Consider the following 15,581-nt stretch of genomic DNA (forward strand, 5'->3'; position numbering starts at 1 on the left):
GATTTCAACCGTTTAGGACGGTCTTTTACTCAGCCGCCAGCTTGGCCGCGCGCGCCTCTTCCAGACGCTTGGTCAGGGCGGCGTGCTGGTCCCACAGAGCCTTGGGCAGGCGATCGCCGAACTTCTCGTAGAAGGCCGGGATCAGGGCGGCTTCCTCGGTCCAGACGTCGGCGTCGACGTCCAGCAAGATCTGCAGATCGGCGTCGGTCAGCGTCAGGCTCGACAGGTCCAGCGCGGCCTTGGACGGCACACGGCCGACCGGGGTGTCCACGGCCTCGGCCTGGCCTTCCAGACGCTCGACGATCCACTTCAGTACGCGGGCGTTGTCGCCGAAGCCCGGCCAGACGAACTTGCCTTCGTCGTTCTTGCGGAACCAGTTGACGAAGAACAGGCGCGGCAGCTTGGACGCATCGGCCTTCTCGCCCATCTTCAGCCAGTGACCGAAATAGTCGCCCATGTTGTAGCCGCAGAAGGGCAGCATGGCGAAGGGATCGCGGCGCAGCTCTCCGACCTTGTTCTCGGCGGCGGCGGTGCCTTCCGACGCCACGGTCGAGCCCATGAAGACGCCGTGCTCCCAGTCGAAGGCTTCCGTCACCAGCGGCACGGCCGAGGCGCGGCGGCCGCCGAACAGGATGGCGTCGATCGGCACGCCCGCCGGGTCTTCCCACTCAGGCGCGATGGACGGGCACTGACCGGCCCACACGGCGAAGCGCGAGTTCGGGTGCGCCGCAGGCTCGCCCGAAGCCGGATCGTGCGGCTGCCCCTTCCAGTTGGTCAGGCCTTCCGGCGCGTCCTTGGTCAGGCCTTCCCACCAGACGTCGCCGTCGGCGGTCAGGGCGACGTTGGTGAAGATGGTGTCGCGCGTCAGGGTCTCGAGCGCGTTCTTGTTGGTGTTGCGGCTGGTGCCCGGCGCCACGCCGAAGAAGCCCGCTTCCGGGTTCACGGCGTACAGGCGGCCGTCTTCGCCGAAACGCATCCAGGCGATGTCGTCGCCGACCGTCTCGGCCTTCCAGCCGTCCAGCGCCGGTTGCAGCATGGCCAGGTTGGTCTTGCCGCAGGCGCTCGGGAAGGCGGCGGCGACATATTTCACCACGCCCTCAGGGCTGGTCAGCTTGAGGATCAGCATGTGCTCGGCCAGCCATCCTTCGTCGCGGGCCATGACCGAGGCGATGCGCAGAGCGTAGCACTTCTTGCCCAGCAGGGCGTTGCCGCCATAGCCCGAGCCATAGGACCAGATTTCGCGCGTTTCCGGGAACTGGACGATCCACTTGTCGTCATTGCAGGGCCACGGAACGTCGGCCTGGCCTTCCGCCAGCGGGGCGCCCACGGTGTGGACCGCTGGCACGAACTCGCCGTCAGCGCCCATCAGGTCCAGCGCCGCCTTGCCCATGCGGGTCATGACGCCCATCGACACGGCGACATAGCCGCTGTCGGTGATCTCGACGCCCAGTGCGGAGATCTTGGAGCCGAGCGGCCCCATGCAGAACGGCACCACATACATAGTGCGGCCCTTCATGCAGCCGTCGAACAGGCCGTTCAGGCGGGCGCGCATCTCGACCGGATCGGACCAGTTGTTGGTCGGGCCGGCGTCAGCCTGGTCCTGCGAGCAGATGAAGGTGCGGCTCTCGACGCGGGCCACGTCCTTGGGGTCCGAGGCGGCGTAATAGCAGCCGGGGCGCTTGGTCTGATCCAGTTCCTTCAGCGTGCCCTTGGCGATCAGATCGGCGACGATGGCCGACTTCTCGGCGTCCGATCCGTCGCACCAGTGAACACGGTCCGGCTTGGTCAGGGCGGCGATCTGCTCCACCCAGGCGACAAGGCCCTTGTGTTCGGTCGGCGCCGGATAGAGTCCGGGAATCGATTGAGTCACGTCTTGCTCTCCTGAACCTACGCGCGGCGATCTGTCGTCGCCGTCACGCAATAAGCTGATCACGCTGTGTTACGGGGGCAATGAACCCGACGGGACGTAAGGTCAACCGCTGCACGTTTCATTCTCCCGTTATCCGGGGAAGGCCGCCGACGAGCACATTTAAATCGCCAGAAGGGTCGCAGACAGTTATCTCCTTCGGCGTGAAGACCATGGATTCTGTAAAGTCGACGCCGGGCGGTTCTTCCAGCGCCCTGACCTCGCCCGCGGCCGAGCGCAACAGCGCGGCCATACTGGAGGTGCTGCGCGCCCATCTGCCCGATCAGGGGCGGGTGCTGGAGATCGCCGCCGGATCGGGACAGCACGCAGCCGCCTTCGCCGCCGCCCTGCCCGGCCTGCAGTGGACGCCCAGCGATCCCAGTCCGGAGGCCCGCGCCAGCATCGAAGCCTGGCGGTCGACGGCAGACGCAGGGAACCTGCGGCCCGCACAGACGATCGACATGCTGGATGAGGCGAGTTGGTCGGGCGAGGCGTTGAACGCCCCCTTGGACGCCATCGTCTGCATCAACATGATCCACATCAGCCCGTGGGCCGCGACGGAGGGCCTGATGCGGCTGGCGGAACGGTCGCTGACGCGCCCCGGCGGCGTTTTGTATCTGTACGGCCCATATCGCGAGGCCGAGGCCCCGCTGGCCCCATCCAACGCCGCCTTCGACGACAGTCTGAAGGCGCGTGATCCGGCCTGGGGCCTGCGCGACCGGGGCGAGGTTGAAACACTCGCCCGGTCGCATGGTCTGGCCTTGACGCTGCGGCGGGCCATGCCCGCCAACAACCTGAGCCTGATCTTCCGCCGCGTTTAGATGGCGGCGACCACCGCCGTCAGTTCAGCGCGGTCGTTCAGCAGGGCGACCTTGCCGTCGCGGAACACGGCGCCCGGCGCGTCGGCGGCCTGACCAAAGGCGTCGGCCGCCAGGGCCACCCCGTCGGCGAACGCGAGAACCGGCAAGCCTTGCGTCTTGGCGAGGTTCACCAGCGCCTTGACCTGGGCCAGACCGGCCTCGTCCGCCATGCCGCCGGGAATCACCACGCCTTGAACCCGACCGCCGCTGATGTCGTCAGCCGTCGCCGTGGCCAGAACCGTCAGTCCGCCCGAAACCAGACTGCCCTCGCCGGTCGAGATCGGAGCCAGAGACACGCCTTCAAAGCGAAGGGCGGTCTCGATGTCGCCGAGTTCGCCGAAATCCATGCCCTTGCGCATGATCAGGCCGAAGCGCAGGCGAGCGGGCGCGGGGCGGTTGCCGTATTGGCGGGAACGAGGGGCGGTCGCGGTCTTGCGTTGAGCGTACAAAATGTCTCCTTCGAAGGTTATCGATCAATATTCGCAGACGATTTTGAGAAAACGTCGCGCCCCGCACGCCGCAACCGGATCAAACACGGCAAACGTCGCAATCCGAAACGGGCGGAAGCGAACGCGGCAAAGTCATCAGGGTGACTGCTGATATAGGCTTATGATGCTCAAGGTCAACTTGGCGACGAAAACGTGAACTCATCGCCGAGACGGAAAATCTGAATCGCGTCGCCACGACCGCAGCCTTGCCTCCGCCCGCAACGCCGCCCTACACAGCCCGTCGCATCGGAGAGTCAGTCAGGCCATGGCCTTCACCCGCACCTACGAGGGCGCAGAGCCCGTCCGCATCAACAAGTGGCTGGGCCAGACCGGCGTCTGCTCGCGCCGCGAAGCCGAGGGGCTGATCGCCGAGGGCCTGGTCAGCATCGACGGGGAGGTCGTGCGCGACGCGGGCCGCAAGATCGAACCCGGCCAGACCCTGTCGCTGAACGACAAGGGGGAGGCGGCCCTGGCGGCGGGGGTCGCCATCCTGCTGCACAAGCCGGTCGGCTATGTCTCGGGCCAGCCCGAGCCGGGCAAGGTCCCGGCCGTGCGTCTGCTGACCGCCGCCAACAAGGTCGGCGAAGGCGAAGCCCCGGCGCGCGACGCCTCCCTGCCCCCGGTCGGGCGGCTGGACGAGGATTCACGGGGCCTGCTGCTGCTGTCGTCGGACGGCGTGGTGGCCAAGGCGGTGATTGGCCCGCAGTCAGACCTGGACAAGGAGTATCTGGTCCGCGTCGCCGGCGCCGTGACCGAGGCCAAGCTGACGAAACTTCGTCACGGGCTGGAGTTGGACGGCCGCCAGTTGAAGCCCGCCCGCGTCACCCAGATGGAGCCGCAACGCCTGCGCTTCATCCTGCGCGAGGGCCGCAACCGCCAGATCCGCCGCATGTGCGAACTGGTCGGACTGGAGGTGGTCGACCTCTACCGCATCCGCATCGGTCCGGTGAAACTGGGCGACCTGCCGGAAGGCAAATGGCGAATGCTGACGGCGGACCAGCGCGCGGCGCTGCTAAAGGGCTGAGCCGCCCCACATTCCGCACATCCCCACGGAGGCGGGGCCCCAGTAAGAGCCTCGCGCACCCAAGCCAGCTTTAGAGGCGCTTACTAAAGCAAGCCATCACGCTCGAAGCCAAAGTACTGGGTCCCCGCCTCCGCGGGGATGTGCAGTAGAAGCTTATTTGAGCGCCTCGAACCACCGCTGCAGCAGGGCCGCTTCGGCGCGGTGGACGGCGGTGCGGGCGGCGGCTTCCTCGTCCACGCCCCAGCGCTCCTCGGTGAAGGCTTCGTCCAGACGCGACAGGTCCAGCGCCGCCTCGCCCGCCAGCGCCCCGCGTTGCACCGCCAGCCCCAGCACCGCCGAGCCGAATAGCGGCACGGCCGTCGCCAGCCCGGTCAGGGCGAAGTCGTCCATCTCCAGCGCCAGCGCCTCGACCCGCGCCAGAGCCTCAGGCGCCTGGGGCCGATGGATGATCCCCTCGACCGGATGCAACTCAACGCCCAGTTCGCGCGCGGCCCAGTCGCGCCACGGCCCCCATTCCGCCTGCTGGCGCTCGATCAGGCCCGACGGCGTCTCGGCCAGGTAGCAGAGCACGTCCGACCCGGCGTAGCGGGCGATCTCCTCGGCCACAGGTCCGCGCGTCTGGCTGACCCGGTCGATGGCGGTCGAGGCCAAACGGGTGGCGGGCATGGTCGCGGGCGTCAGATGCTCGCCCTGGGCGCTCCACTCCTCCGCCACCAGGCGGGCCGCCGCCTCGGTCGGCAGGACGATGGCGTTGCCGGCGGGCGTCTTGGGCGCGCGGCCGTCCAGCAGGACGATCCAGCCGCCGTCGCGGGCCTCGACCCCGGCGCTCTTCCAAAAGCGCTTGATGCGCTCCTCGGATTCACGAAAGCCCTTCTGGGCGGCGACGTTGGGGTCCAGCGGGGGAATATGGGTCATGACGGACTTCTAGGCGAACAGCTTGGTCGAGGCGAACCGATCCAGCGCCGCCTCCAGATCGGGAAAATCGGCGGCGATGTGAAGCGCGCCCGCAGCCGCCTGCTCCTCCAACGTATGAAAACCCCAGCCGACGCCAAGCGGATGCACGCCCGCCGCCAGCGCCATGGCGATGTCGTGGCTGGTGTCGCCGATCATGGCGGTCGAGGCGGCGTCGGCTCCGCAGGTCCTCATGGCGGCGCGCAGCATGGCCGGGTCCGGCTTGCCCGGCCCGTCCTCGGCGCAATGGCTGGACAGGAAGAGATCGCTCCACTCGGGCCGCGCCAGATTGCGGGCCACGCCGCGCCGGTTCTGCCCCGTCGCCAGCGACAGCCGCCAGCCGTCGCGCTTCAAGCGCCGCAGGGTGTCCATCACGCCGGGATAGAGCGGCTCCTCATGCCCCGCCTCATACATGGCGCGGAAACTGGCCTGGAAGGCGGCGACGAAATCTGCCAGTTCAGCGTCGGTCAGCGCCGGCTCCAGAACGTGCAGGGCGTGATGGAGGCTCAGGCCGACGATCTGGCGCACGCGATCGTATTCCGGTTCCGGCAGGCCCAGAACCTGCGCCGCCTCGCAGGCCGCGCGATGGATCGAGGCGCGGCTGTCGACCAGGGTGCCGTCGATGTCGAAGACGGCGAGCGGAGCGTCGGAAGCGGTCATATTCAGACAGGCACGATGTCGAAGGCCACGGTCAGGCGCTCCTGCTCGCCGCCAAAAGGAACCGTTCCGTGCCACATGTAGGAGGGGAACAGCACCACTTTTCCCGGTTCGGGTTGGACAAAATGCTCCGCAGTCAGGCCCGACGAGGCGACAAAGGGCGGCTGACCGAACCGCAGCCAACCCTGGCGATCGTCGGCGCGCGCGATGTCAGGAACCTCAATATAGCAGGCCGAAGAAATCCAGCCCTGCGGATGGACGTGATCGGCGTGATAGCCTTCCGGCCGCAAGCGCACTGACCAGCAACCGGCGATGTCATATCCCCCCGAACGTCGCGCCGCCGCCGGTCCGTCGCCTTCCAGTCCATCGATATAACGTCGGATCGGACGGTCGATCGCCTGAAAGAACGCCCGGATCACAGGATCCTGGTTCAGGATCAGCGGCGCAGAGGTTTGAGATCCTCCTCGAAGAGATTGTCCGATGGGGTGCGTCTTCAAAGCATGATTGCGCCGCAACGCCCCAGCAAGATCCCGTAGATAACTGTCGAGATCCGACCAGCCCTCCGGGCAGTCGATCCATTGGGGACACACAAGCCGATCGTAATCATACAGCCGTCGATAGGCATCATCCCCCATCAGACGCAGCGCAACGGCCTCCAGAGCGATGGCGTACTGATTCTCCGGCCCCTCCTGACGCAGACGACCGATATCCTGCATGGCGTCCTGGGGACGGCCGAGAGCCAGCAGGGCCTCGGCGGAGACGGACCGGAGAGGGGCGGCGTCCACGCCCTGCGCTCTGGCCGCCCCGATATGCCGGAGCGCCAAGGCGGGGTCATCACTCAGCGCGATCTGAGCTGCGGCGAAATGGCCGCGCGGCGACAAGGGGATAGACGCCAGGACGCGATAGGCCTCCGCGTGTCGATCCGCATACTGAAGCAACTGAGCCAAGGCCATACGCAAGGGCTCGCTTTGTCCCTGGCGCGTCAGGGCGTCCAGAAGCGGCGCGGCCGCAACTTCGACGTCGCCGGTCCGCATCCAGGCCAGATAGGCGAGATCCCGCACCGCGTCGGGATAATCCCGACGGCGGGAGATGGCGCCTCGATAGGCTTGCTCAGCTTCATCAAGACGATTTTGACCTTGCAGGGCGCGGGCCAGGACCAGCCATGTTTCCGGTGCGTCGCCGCCTGCAACGAAAGCTTGTCGAGCCGCCGTCTCGGCCTCGTCGGCCATTCCCAGATCCCCTAGGAGCGCCGCAAGATTATGATGCGCCGAAACGCTTTTCGGCGCCATCGCCGCCGCCTGTCGCGCGTCGGGCAGAGCCTCCTTCGGGCGGCCAAGCGCCTGCAGGGCCTGCGCCCGATAAGAATGGACCGCAAAGACGCCGCGCCCTGCTTCGATCTCCCGCGTCGCCAGGGCAAGTGCGTCCTGTGCCCGCCCTGCGCTCAACAGACGATCCAGTTCCTGGTCTGGCGCCGTGCTATTCATCGCATCCGCCGCACGCCCGCGAAGGGGTCTTCATCGGCCTCGTCCTCGGAGAAGCCGAAGTGGTTGAAGCCGGCCTTCATCTCGGGACTGAGGGGAGCCTCGACGATCAGCTTGCCGCCGCCGGGGTGGTCCAGTTCGATGCGGCGGGCGTGAAGCTGCAGCTTCAGCGGGCCGGACAGTTCGTTCGACTGGTCGTTGCCGTACTTCGGGTCGCCCAGGATGGGGTGGCCGATGGCGCTCATGTGAGCGCGCAGTTGGTGCGTTCGTCCGGTGAAGGGGCGCAGGGCCATCCAGGCGGCGCGGTGGGCGGCGCGGCTGACGGTGGCGTAGGCCGTCTCGGCCGGTTCGGCGCCGTGCTCCTTGGGATCGGCGGGGCGCATAATCTCGAAGTCGTTGATGCCCGACTTCTTCAGCGCCAGGTCGATCTGGCCCGCCGAGGGTTTGGGATTGCCGATGACGATGGCCCAGTAGGTCTTCTTGGCCTGACGGCGGGCGAAGGCCCCGGCCAGTCGCTTGGCCGCCTCCGGCCCCTTGCCCAGCAGCAACACGCCCGAGGTGTCGCGGTCCAGACGGTGGACCAGGCGCGGACGCTCCATCCCCTCGCCCCAGGCCGACAGCAGGCGGTCGACGTGCTTGGTCGTCTTGGTGCCGCCCTGCACCGCCAGTCCGTGCGGCTTGTTCAGGGCGATGACCATGTCGTCTTCATACAGGACCAGCGACTTGGCGTAGGCGGCGTCGCGGTCGCTGATCTTGGGCTTCTCGCCGGGGACGCGCTCGACCGGATCGGGAATCGGCGGCACGCGCACGGCGGCGCCGGCGGTCAGGCGGTCCTCGGGCTTCACCCGCGAGCCGTCGACGCGGATCTGGCCGCTGCGGGCCATCTTCTGCACCTGAATGTGCGACAGGTGCGGCCAGCGACGCTTGAACCAGCGGTCCAGACGGATGCCGTCCTCGGCCTCGGCGACAAAGAGAGTCTTGACCTCGCGGGTCATGCAAAAGCCTTTCGGGCGATAAGAAGTCCCAGGAACAGGGCGGCGACGGCCAGGACGACCGAGGCGGCGACATAGAGGGCGGCCGTGGCCATCTCGCAGCGTTCGATCATCAGCGCCGTCTCCAGCGAGAAGGCCGAGAAGGTGGTGAACCCGCCCAGGACGCCGACCGCAGCGAAGAGGCGGATGCTCTCCTGATGCGCGCCCGCCTTCAGCGCCAGCCATCCGGCCAGCAGGCCCATCAGCAGCCCCCCGATCAGATTGGCGCCGAACGTGCCCCATGGCCAGGCCGCGCCCGGCGCCAGACGGCCGACCGCCAGACCCAGGGCGTAGCGCGCCATCGCCCCCAGAGCGCCGCCGCTCGCAACCAGCAGAAAACGTGTCATGCTGGCGGCATATACTGTTCCGACGTCATTTGCGAAGGCCGCCATGCACGACCTTGTCCTCGCCATCCTGCACCACCTGCTGTTCCTGGGCCTGATCGTCATGCTGGCGTCGGAGCTGGCGCTGCTGCGCACGCCCGAACCGCCGGTGAAGCGGCTGGCCGGGCTGGATGCGGGCTATGGCGTCACGGCCCTGCTGATCGTGCTGGTCGGGGTCGGACGGGTGATGGGCGGCAAGGGCTGGGCCTTCTATGAAGCCAATCCCTTCTTCTGGGCCAAGATCGCGACCTTCGCCCTGATCGGCCTGATCTCGATCCGGCCGACGCTGGCGATCCTGAGATGGCGCAAGGCGGCGCGGACGGCGCCCGACTACGTCCCGCCACAGGCCGAACTGACCGCCGCGAGACGCGCGATCGGGCTGGAGATTCTGTTGTTGATCCCGTTGCTGGCCTTCGCCGCCGCCATGGCGCGCTGGCCGTTCTAGACCTTAAAGGCGCGGACGGATGGCGTCCTGCACGCCGCGCGCGTCATAGGCTTCGGGGCGATCCGGGCGCTGGCCGCGGCCCATGACGATCTCCAGCGTGGTCGAGGTCGGCTGCGGCCCGCTGAGGTCGAAGCCCAGGCCGACGCCGACGCCCGAAGTGGACCAGCCGCCGTAACGGCCCGTGCCGGCGCCGACCGACACGCTGGGCCGTACGCCTCCCGCGCTGTCGGGACGGCCGTCGATCCAGCGTTGCGTCACCTCGAACCAGTCGTAGCCCTGTTCGGTCGTCAGCTGGGCCGCGCGGAACAGCGCCATATCCGCCACCGGACCGGGCGCGCCGACGCCCTTGTAGGTCACGCGGAAACGGTCGCGTTCGATCTGCTGTTCGGAATAGCCCTGCCCGTTCGGCCCCATCTGTTGGCCATAGGGCGCAAGGCTGGCGCAGGCCGTCAGAGCCAGGGCCGAGGCTGCGATCGTGACGATGGCGAGGCGTTTCATGCGCGTGTCTCCCACGCCCGAACAGCGTACGGGCGAGCCGGATTGTTCCGCTGTGAAGCTGAACAGGGGATGAAGCGCCTAAAGCCCCGCCGCCTCACGCAGCGCCTGGAAATCCGTTGGCTCTGGCGCCTCGATCGTCAGGCGGCCGCCGTCCGGGTGGGGAAAGCTCAGCTTCGCCGCGTGCAGCATCAGGCGCGACGCCGGGCGCCCGGCGAAGGTCAGGGCGCCGCCGTAGCGCACATCGCCGACCAGGGGCCGACCGATGTGGGCCATGTGGACGCGCAGCTGGTGCATCCGCCCGGTCAAGGGCTCCAGCTCGACCACCGCCCCCTCTTCGTTGGCGGCCAGGGTGCGATAGCGGCTCTGCGAGGCCTGAGCCCCCTCGGCTCCGACCTCGACCACGCGCATGTAGGATTCCCGGCCGATCTCCTGACGGCGCAGGGGGGCGTCGATCTGACCCGCCCGCGGCTCGGGCGCGGCGGCGATCAGGGCGCGATAGGTCTTGTGGAATTTGCGGGCTTGCAGCGCCTTGCCGAAGAAGCCGGCGGCAGGCTTGGTCTTGGCGGCCAGAATGACGCCGGAGGTGTCGCGATCCAGTCGATGCACCAGTTCCGGCCGCTTGCCGTTCGAGCGGGCGAAGGCCCACAGCAGGTCGTCCAGCGTATGCGCCTGAATGCGGCCGCCCTGGCTGGACAGGCCCGACGGCTTGTTGAAGGCGATCAGATGCGCGTCTTCATGCACCACCCACGAACGGACGGCGGCGATCTCTTCTTCGGTCAGGGAAACAGGCTGGCGGGTTTTCACCCGCCGAGCCTTTAGCGGAGCACGCCCTTCTTCGCCATGGCCCAGGCGTACCAGGCCAGGAAGGCGGCGATGACGACGATGACGTAGGGCATCCACTCCATCATCGCCAATTCCGGCGACAGCGCGGGCGGCGGGTTGATGAATTTGGAGTAGATCAGACTGACCACCGCCCCAAGCAGCGACAGGGCGTAGGCATGAACGGCCCAGCGGCTGCGCGTCAGCAGCAGCAGCGACCCGATCACCGCGCCCCAGACGCCCAGCGCCCATGGAACATACATCCAGGCGGGCATGGCGTTGTAATAGGCGATCATCTCCTCGCCGAAGCCGGACTCGCGCATATAGGCTTCGCCGCGCGTGGTGGTCTGCACGAAGTCATAGCCGCCGAAGCCGTTCCACAGCAGCGACAGAACGCCGATCAGCCACAGATGCCACGGCGTCGAAGCACGCCTTGAAATATCGACCATTGTTCCCTCCCCAGGTTGTCGATGGAGAGGAGATTACGCCTGAAATCGAGGCGTTAACAATATTCGCTACGACCCCGCCTGAAGCGCCCGCCTAGCGGATCAGGCCCCTGCGTCGCGCCCAGTGCGAATAGGCGATCTGCACCGCGAAGATCAGGGCGACGACCAGGGTGAAGGCCGTCCCGCCCGCGCCCAACACCTCGCGCCCGTTGCTCAGCGCCAGCACATAGGCGGCGTGCGCCAGCATGGCGATCAGGCCCGCGACGAAGGCGTTGAACGCCAGCTTCCGTCGCAGCAACAGCATCAACGCCCCCAGCAGGCCGCACCACACCGCCACGCCGTAGGCCACGTCGGTCCACAACGGCGCCGAGCGCAGGTAGAAGACCTGCTCCATCGTCAGCGCGCTCCAATAGGCCTGCGCGCCCGTCACCTTCTGATACCACTGCCAGACGCCGACGCCGTTCCAGAGCACTGACGCCGCACCGATGGCCCACAGATGCCACGGCGTCGTCGGGCGCTTCGAAATATCGACCATCATTCTTCCCCAGAGCCTTGAGCGTCGACAACTACGCTGAGATAGGCCGCCGCAACAAGGGCTTCGGCCTTGCTTCAGACGATCACGCCGCGTCGGTCCATCCAGGCGCAATAGGCGGTCTGGGCGACCAGGACGGCGATGATGACCAAGCCGAACGCCACGCCGACGGGTCCCATGATCTCGCGCCCATTGCTCATGAAGTGGATGTAGGTCGTGTCCGCCAGCATGGCGATCAGGGCGATGGCGAACAGCATCGTCGCCTGGCGTCGCCGGAACAGCAGCAGCACCGCCGCCAGCAGCCCGCCCCAGAAGGCGACCCCGACCGCAACATCGGTCCATAACGGCACGGCGCGAAGGTAGGCGGCTTCGGCCGGGGTCATCCCGGCCCAGTAGGCTGGATCTCCCGTCACCTGCAGCATCCACTGCCAGACGAAAAGCGCATTCCACAGGAAAGACAGCACGCCGACCAGCCACACATGCCAGGGCGTCGATATACGCCGCAGAACATCGACCATAGCCGCCTCCGCAGTTGGGAGGTTCAGCCTACGCCGGAAGGACGCGCACGACAATGAACACCGTTCAATGAGCGTCGCCGTGCTCGCCCTACGCCTTATCCGCCTGCATCCGCGCCCGCATCGCCGCCCACCGTTCCAGGCGCGCCTTGACCTTCTCCTCATGGCCCTCGCCCTTGGGCTTGTAGAAGGTGCGGCGCTCCATCTCGTCGGGGAAGAAATCGGCGCCGGAGAAACCCTCGGGCGTGTCGGGATCGTATTGATAGCCCTTGCCGTAGCCGAGTTGCTTCATCAGCTTGGTCGCGGCGTTGCGGATATGGGCGGGCGGCATCAGGGAGCCGGTCTCGTGCGCCGCCTTCTTCGCCGCCTTGAAGGCTTCATAGACGCCGACCGATTTGGGCGCTGTGGCCAGATGGACCACGGCCTGCGCCAGCGCCAGCTCCCCCTCAGGCGAGCCGAGGAAGTCGTAGGTATCCTTGGCTGCATTGGCGACCAGGATGGACAGGGGGTCGGCCTGACCGATGTCCTCGACCGCCATGCGCACGATGCGTCGCGCCAGATAGAGGGGGTCTTCGCCCCCGTTCAGCATCCGCGCCAGCCAGTAGAGCGCCGCGTCCGGGTCCGATCCGCGCACCGACTTATGCAGGGCCGAGATGAGGTTGTAGTGCTCCTCGCGCGACTTGTCGTAGGCGGGCGCTCGCTTCTGCAGCACGCCTGCCAGGGCCTGCACGTCCAGCGGTTCGACATCCTGCAGGTCGAACAGCACCTCGGACATGGTCAGCAGATAGCGACCGTCGCCGTCCGCCAGGGCCAGCATGGCCTGGCGCGCCTCAGGCGTCAGCGGCAGGCGCATGTCCATCAGCGCCTCGGCCCGGTCCAGCAGCAGATCCAGCGAGGCGTCGTCCAGCCGTTTCAGCACATAGACCTGCGATCGCGACAGCAGGGCGCCGTTCAGCTCGAAACTGGGGTTCTCCGTGGTCGCGCCGACCAAGGTGACGATCCCCTCCTCCACGAAGGGCAGGAAACCGTCCTGCTGGGCGCGGTTGAAGCGGTGAATCTCGTCAACGAACAGCAGGGTCTGCTGACCCGCCGCCCGGCGCATCCGCGCGGCCTCGAACGCCTTTTTCAGGTCGGCGACGCCCGAGAAGACGGCGCTGATCGACTGGTATTCATAGCCCGCCGCCTTCGCCAACAGGCGGGCGATCGTCGTCTTGCCCGTGCCCGGCGGCCCCCACAGGATCATGGAGCCCAGGCGCCCGGCCTCGATCATGCGGCGGATCGGCCCGCCTTCGCCGAGCAGGTGGTCCTGGCCCACCACCTGGTCCAGCGCCTGCGGGCGCAGACGGTCGGCGAGCGGAGCGTCGGGAGGATGAATGCCGGAGGCTTCGAACAAATCAGTCATGGAACGCTCTAGATAGGCGTTCGTTCGGGCGACTGCACCCGCTACAACGCCTCCAAGGAGGAATCGCATGACTAAACCCAAGCCTGAACAGGGACCGAGCGGCGGGGTGACGCCCCATCTGACCATTCCCTCGCGCGGCGCGGCCGCGGCGATCGAATTCTACGCCCGCGCCTTCGGGGCCGAGGAAATCATGCGGATGCCCGCCGAGGACGGCGAGCGCCTGATGCACGCCCATCTGCGCATCAACGGCGGCAGCATCATGCTGGCCGACGAATTCCCCGAATGGACCGGCGAAGCCGACATCAAGCCGGTCGGGGTCAGCCTGCATCTTCAGGTCGACGACGCCGACGAATGGTGGGGCCGCGCCCTGGTCAACGGCGCGATTCCGGTCATGCCCTTGGAGGACCAGTTCTGGGGCGACCGCTACGGCCAGGTGCGCGATCCGTTCGGCCACCTGTGGAGCATCGGCGGACCGCAGAAGGGGTAAGACCCCGCCGCCGTAAGCCATAGAAAAGCGCAACCCTCTCCCTCCCCTTCATGGGGAGGGTGGCTGAGGCCGAAGGCCGAAGACGGGTGGGGGCGGCAAGCCAAACAATCGCCGCGCTCGGATCACCTAGCCCTCCCCACCCGGTCGCTTCGCGACCACCCTCCCCATGAAGGGGAGGGAGAAACACAGCGCCTGCTTCCCTTTGACTTCCTACCGGGCCGGAAAGCTCTACGGCAAGCGGCCGGTCAGACGACGGCCGTTGCGGACGATGGTCAACTCCGAGCCGCGTTGCGCACGTCCCAGGGCGGCGACCGTCGTGACGGCGCGGCCGTCGATCTGCACCACCAGGTCGTTGGGACGCAGTCCGATGCGGGCCGGGACGCTGTTGCGCTGCAGTCCGGTGACCACCACGCCGCTGGTGAAGGGATCGCCGCCCAGACGGTCCGCCAGCGCCGGGTTCAGCGCCACGCCCTGAAGCCCGGCCAAGGCGCCCTGCCCCACGACCGTGCCCTGCCCCGGATCGGCGTCGCCCGGCAGGGTCGAGACGCGAGCGTTCAAGGTCTGGGTCCGGCCGTCGCGCAGGACGCTGACGGCGACCGTGTCGTTCGGCGACCTGGTCCCGACGCGGAAGTTCAGCCCTCCCTGGTCGTTGACCTCGGCGCCGTCGATGGCGGTGATGACGTCGCCCTGCTCGATGCCCGCGCGCGCGGCCGGGCCGCCGGCGTAGACGTCGGTCACCATCAGGCCTTGCGGCCGCTCAAGCCCCAGACTGCGGGCCATGTCGGAGCTGACCGAGTCGCCCTTGACGCCCAGCCAGGCGCGCTCGACCGACTTGGCGCCGCCGACAGCAGAATCCACGACCCGCTTGACCATGGTGGCCGGCACGGCGAAGCCCACGCCCGTCGAGGATCCTGTACGCGAGAAGATGGCCGTGTTGATGCCGATCAGATCGCCGTCCATGTCGACCAGGGCGCCGCCGGAGTTGCCGGGATTGATCGGCGCGTCGGTCTGGATGAAGGAGCCGGAATCGCTGATGCCCGTCTCGGTCCGGTTCAGGGCCGAGATGATGCCGTTGGTCACGGTCTGGCCGACGCCGAACGGATTGCCGATGGCCAGGACCAGATCACCGACCTGCTGCTGCTCCTGATCGTCGATGCGCAGGACCGGCAGGTCGCCGTCCAGGTTTTCGAGCTGCAGCACGGCGATGTCGGACCGCTCGTCCGCCAGCAGCACCTTGGCCGGATATTCGCGCCGGTCGTTCAGGGTGACGCGGATCTCCTGCATGTTCTGGATGACGTGGTTGTTGGTCACGACGATACCGTCCGGGCGCACGATGACGCCCGAGCCGATGGAGCCCGTGACGCGAGACTGCGGCCCGCCGCCGAACAGTTCGAAGAAGGGGTCGCGCACGCGCTGGACGCCCCGCGCCGAGATGTTCACCACGGCGGGCGCGGCTTCACGCACCACAGGAGCAAAGCTGGTCTTCAGCGAACCGGCGTCGCGCGGGGCGACGCGGGGCTGTTCGGCGAAGACGCCTTCCTGCGCCTTGGAGGGCTGCGGCTGGCCGCAGGCGGACAGGATCAGGGCGGCGGCGATGGCCAGTCTGGAAGTCTTCATCTCGTCCCGGTTCTACAAGCTTGGGCGTTGCATCCATTC

At 67.5% G+C, this 15,581-nt stretch carries 18 protein-coding genes; 4 read left to right on the forward strand and 14 right to left on the reverse strand.

What is annotated here, in order from left to right; genetic code table 11:
* Window positions 1–25: 25 nt before the first annotated feature.
* Window positions 26–1,870: a phosphoenolpyruvate carboxykinase (GTP) gene (locus V8J38_RS12255; protein WP_338576049.1), complete on the reverse strand. Its 1,845-nt coding sequence runs from the start codon at window positions 1,868–1,870 to the stop codon at window positions 26–28.
* Between the two features lie 209 nt (window positions 1,871–2,079).
* On the opposite strand from V8J38_RS12255, the gene V8J38_RS12260 reads away from it, so the two are divergent.
* Window positions 2,080–2,727, forward strand: coding sequence for a DUF938 domain-containing protein (locus V8J38_RS12260; RefSeq protein WP_338576051.1), 648 nt, complete (start codon window positions 2,080–2,082; stop codon window positions 2,725–2,727).
* On the opposite strand, the gene V8J38_RS12265 is transcribed toward V8J38_RS12260, so the two are convergent.
* Window positions 2,724–3,215 carry a hypothetical protein gene (locus V8J38_RS12265; RefSeq protein WP_312218855.1) on the reverse strand — a complete coding sequence of 164 codons (492 nt, stop codon included), beginning with the start codon at window positions 3,213–3,215 and terminating at the stop codon, window positions 2,724–2,726. The two genes, V8J38_RS12260 and V8J38_RS12265, sit on opposite strands and share 4 nt — an antisense overlap.
* Window positions 3,216–3,519: 304 nt before the next feature.
* On the opposite strand from V8J38_RS12265, the gene V8J38_RS12270 reads away from it, so the two are divergent.
* Window positions 3,520–4,278 carry a pseudouridine synthase gene (locus tag V8J38_RS12270; RefSeq protein WP_291781391.1) on the forward strand — a complete coding sequence of 253 codons (759 nt, stop codon included), beginning with the start codon at window positions 3,520–3,522 and terminating at the stop codon, window positions 4,276–4,278.
* Window positions 4,279–4,431: 153 nt separating this feature from the next.
* Here the strand turns inward: V8J38_RS12270 and V8J38_RS12275 are convergent, their stop codons facing one another.
* From V8J38_RS12275 to crcB, 5 genes are read right to left on the reverse strand one after another with little or no spacing between them, the layout of a single operon-like run.
* Window positions 4,432–5,193 (reverse strand): ATP12 family chaperone protein, encoded by a 762-nt coding sequence (locus V8J38_RS12275; RefSeq protein WP_338576057.1) that lies wholly within the window; start codon window positions 5,191–5,193, stop codon window positions 4,432–4,434.
* Window positions 5,194–5,202: 9 nt separating this feature from the next.
* Window positions 5,203–5,889 (reverse strand): HAD-IA family hydrolase, encoded by a 687-nt coding sequence (locus V8J38_RS12280; RefSeq protein WP_338576059.1) that lies wholly within the window; start codon window positions 5,887–5,889, stop codon window positions 5,203–5,205.
* Window positions 5,890–5,891: 2 nt separating this feature from the next.
* Window positions 5,892–7,370, reverse strand: a complete 1,479-nt coding sequence (locus V8J38_RS12285; protein ID WP_338576061.1) for a putative 2OG-Fe(II) oxygenase — start codon at window positions 7,368–7,370, stop codon at window positions 5,892–5,894.
* Window positions 7,367–8,362 (reverse strand): RluA family pseudouridine synthase, encoded by a 996-nt coding sequence (locus V8J38_RS12290; RefSeq protein WP_291781378.1) that lies wholly within the window; start codon window positions 8,360–8,362, stop codon window positions 7,367–7,369. Before V8J38_RS12290 ends, V8J38_RS12285 begins: the two co-directional genes overlap by 4 nt.
* Window positions 8,359–8,745 (reverse strand): fluoride efflux transporter CrcB, encoded by a 387-nt coding sequence (gene crcB / locus V8J38_RS12295; protein ID WP_338576064.1) that lies wholly within the window; start codon window positions 8,743–8,745, stop codon window positions 8,359–8,361. Before crcB ends, V8J38_RS12290 begins: the two co-directional genes overlap by 4 nt.
* A gap of 43 nt (window positions 8,746–8,788) precedes the next feature.
* Here crcB and V8J38_RS12300 point away from each other — a divergent pair, with 43 nt between their 5' ends.
* Window positions 8,789–9,226, forward strand: a complete 438-nt coding sequence (locus V8J38_RS12300; RefSeq protein ID WP_291781370.1) for a DUF2214 family protein — start codon at window positions 8,789–8,791, stop codon at window positions 9,224–9,226.
* 3 nt (window positions 9,227–9,229) lie between these two features.
* Here V8J38_RS12300 and V8J38_RS12305 read toward each other — a convergent pair whose 3' ends face one another.
* The 6 genes from V8J38_RS12305 to V8J38_RS12330 all read right to left on the reverse strand — a co-directional run bounded on the left by V8J38_RS12305 (window position 9,230) and on the right by V8J38_RS12330 (window position 13,438).
* On the reverse strand, window positions 9,230–9,724 hold the full coding sequence (locus tag V8J38_RS12305) for a CC0125/CC1285 family lipoprotein (RefSeq protein ID WP_312218862.1): 495 nt from the start codon (window positions 9,722–9,724) through the stop codon (window positions 9,230–9,232).
* 78 nt (window positions 9,725–9,802) lie between these two features.
* Window positions 9,803–10,528 carry an RluA family pseudouridine synthase gene (locus V8J38_RS12310; protein WP_338576068.1) on the reverse strand — a complete coding sequence of 242 codons (726 nt, stop codon included), beginning with the start codon at window positions 10,526–10,528 and terminating at the stop codon, window positions 9,803–9,805.
* An 11-nt stretch (window positions 10,529–10,539) separates the two neighbouring features.
* A complete protein-coding gene (locus tag V8J38_RS12315) occupies window positions 10,540–10,992 on the reverse strand; it encodes a hypothetical protein (RefSeq protein WP_338576070.1) in 453 nt (150 codons plus the stop codon).
* A gap of 91 nt (window positions 10,993–11,083) precedes the next feature.
* Window positions 11,084–11,524: a hypothetical protein gene (locus V8J38_RS12320; protein WP_338576072.1), complete on the reverse strand. Its 441-nt coding sequence runs from the start codon at window positions 11,522–11,524 to the stop codon at window positions 11,084–11,086.
* A 74-nt stretch (window positions 11,525–11,598) separates the two neighbouring features.
* The gene (locus tag V8J38_RS12325; RefSeq protein ID WP_291781358.1) at window positions 11,599–12,039 is read right to left on the reverse strand and encodes a hypothetical protein; all 441 of its coding nucleotides are present in this window, start codon (window positions 12,037–12,039) and stop codon (window positions 11,599–11,601) included.
* Window positions 12,040–12,127: 88 nt separating this feature from the next.
* The gene (locus tag V8J38_RS12330; RefSeq protein WP_338576074.1) at window positions 12,128–13,438 is read right to left on the reverse strand and encodes a replication-associated recombination protein A; all 1,311 of its coding nucleotides are present in this window, start codon (window positions 13,436–13,438) and stop codon (window positions 12,128–12,130) included.
* 67 nt (window positions 13,439–13,505) lie between these two features.
* Between V8J38_RS12330 and V8J38_RS12335 the strand changes: the two genes are divergently transcribed.
* The gene (locus tag V8J38_RS12335) at window positions 13,506–13,925 is read left to right on the forward strand and encodes a VOC family protein (protein WP_291781351.1); all 420 of its coding nucleotides are present in this window, start codon (window positions 13,506–13,508) and stop codon (window positions 13,923–13,925) included.
* 228 nt (window positions 13,926–14,153) lie between these two features.
* Here the strand turns inward: V8J38_RS12335 and V8J38_RS12340 are convergent, their stop codons facing one another.
* Window positions 14,154–15,542, reverse strand: a complete 1,389-nt coding sequence (locus V8J38_RS12340) for a Do family serine endopeptidase (RefSeq protein WP_291781348.1) — start codon at window positions 15,540–15,542, stop codon at window positions 14,154–14,156.
* Between the last annotated feature and the right edge of the window lie 39 nt (window positions 15,543–15,581).

Origin of the sequence: Brevundimonas olei, assembly GCF_037055245.1 — a bacterium.
Taxonomy (GTDB): domain Bacteria; phylum Pseudomonadota; class Alphaproteobacteria; order Caulobacterales; family Caulobacteraceae; genus Brevundimonas; species Brevundimonas olei.

What these genes read in the sequence shown, in the direction of transcription:
- V8J38_RS12330 (WP_338576074.1), bottom strand. Translation starts at nt 13,438, where the DNA reads ATGACTGATTTGTTCGAAGCCTCCGGCATTCATCCTCCCGACGCTCCG.
- V8J38_RS12325 (WP_291781358.1), bottom strand. Translation starts at nt 12,039, where the DNA reads ATGGTCGATGTTCTGCGGCGTATATCGACGCCCTGGCATGTGTGGCTG.
- V8J38_RS12335 (WP_291781351.1), top strand. Translation starts at nt 13,506, where the DNA reads ATGACTAAACCCAAGCCTGAACAGGGACCGAGCGGCGGGGTGACGCCC.
- V8J38_RS12315 (WP_338576070.1), bottom strand. Translation starts at nt 10,992, where the DNA reads ATGGTCGATATTTCAAGGCGTGCTTCGACGCCGTGGCATCTGTGGCTG.
- V8J38_RS12340 (WP_291781348.1), bottom strand. Translation starts at nt 15,542, where the DNA reads ATGAAGACTTCCAGACTGGCCATCGCCGCCGCCCTGATCCTGTCCGCC.
- V8J38_RS12260 (WP_338576051.1), top strand. Translation starts at nt 2,080, where the DNA reads ATGGATTCTGTAAAGTCGACGCCGGGCGGTTCTTCCAGCGCCCTGACC.
- V8J38_RS12305 (WP_312218862.1), bottom strand. Translation starts at nt 9,724, where the DNA reads ATGAAACGCCTCGCCATCGTCACGATCGCAGCCTCGGCCCTGGCTCTG.
- V8J38_RS12275 (WP_338576057.1), bottom strand. Translation starts at nt 5,193, where the DNA reads ATGACCCATATTCCCCCGCTGGACCCCAACGTCGCCGCCCAGAAGGGC.
- V8J38_RS12270 (WP_291781391.1), top strand. Translation starts at nt 3,520, where the DNA reads ATGGCCTTCACCCGCACCTACGAGGGCGCAGAGCCCGTCCGCATCAAC.
- V8J38_RS12280 (WP_338576059.1), bottom strand. Translation starts at nt 5,889, where the DNA reads ATGACCGCTTCCGACGCTCCGCTCGCCGTCTTCGACATCGACGGCACC.
- V8J38_RS12285 (WP_338576061.1), bottom strand. Translation starts at nt 7,370, where the DNA reads ATGAATAGCACGGCGCCAGACCAGGAACTGGATCGTCTGTTGAGCGCA.
- V8J38_RS12300 (WP_291781370.1), top strand. Translation starts at nt 8,789, where the DNA reads ATGCACGACCTTGTCCTCGCCATCCTGCACCACCTGCTGTTCCTGGGC.
- crcB (WP_338576064.1), bottom strand. Translation starts at nt 8,745, where the DNA reads ATGACACGTTTTCTGCTGGTTGCGAGCGGCGGCGCTCTGGGGGCGATG.
- V8J38_RS12290 (WP_291781378.1), bottom strand. Translation starts at nt 8,362, where the DNA reads ATGACCCGCGAGGTCAAGACTCTCTTTGTCGCCGAGGCCGAGGACGGC.
- V8J38_RS12320 (WP_338576072.1), bottom strand. Translation starts at nt 11,524, where the DNA reads ATGGTCGATATTTCGAAGCGCCCGACGACGCCGTGGCATCTGTGGGCC.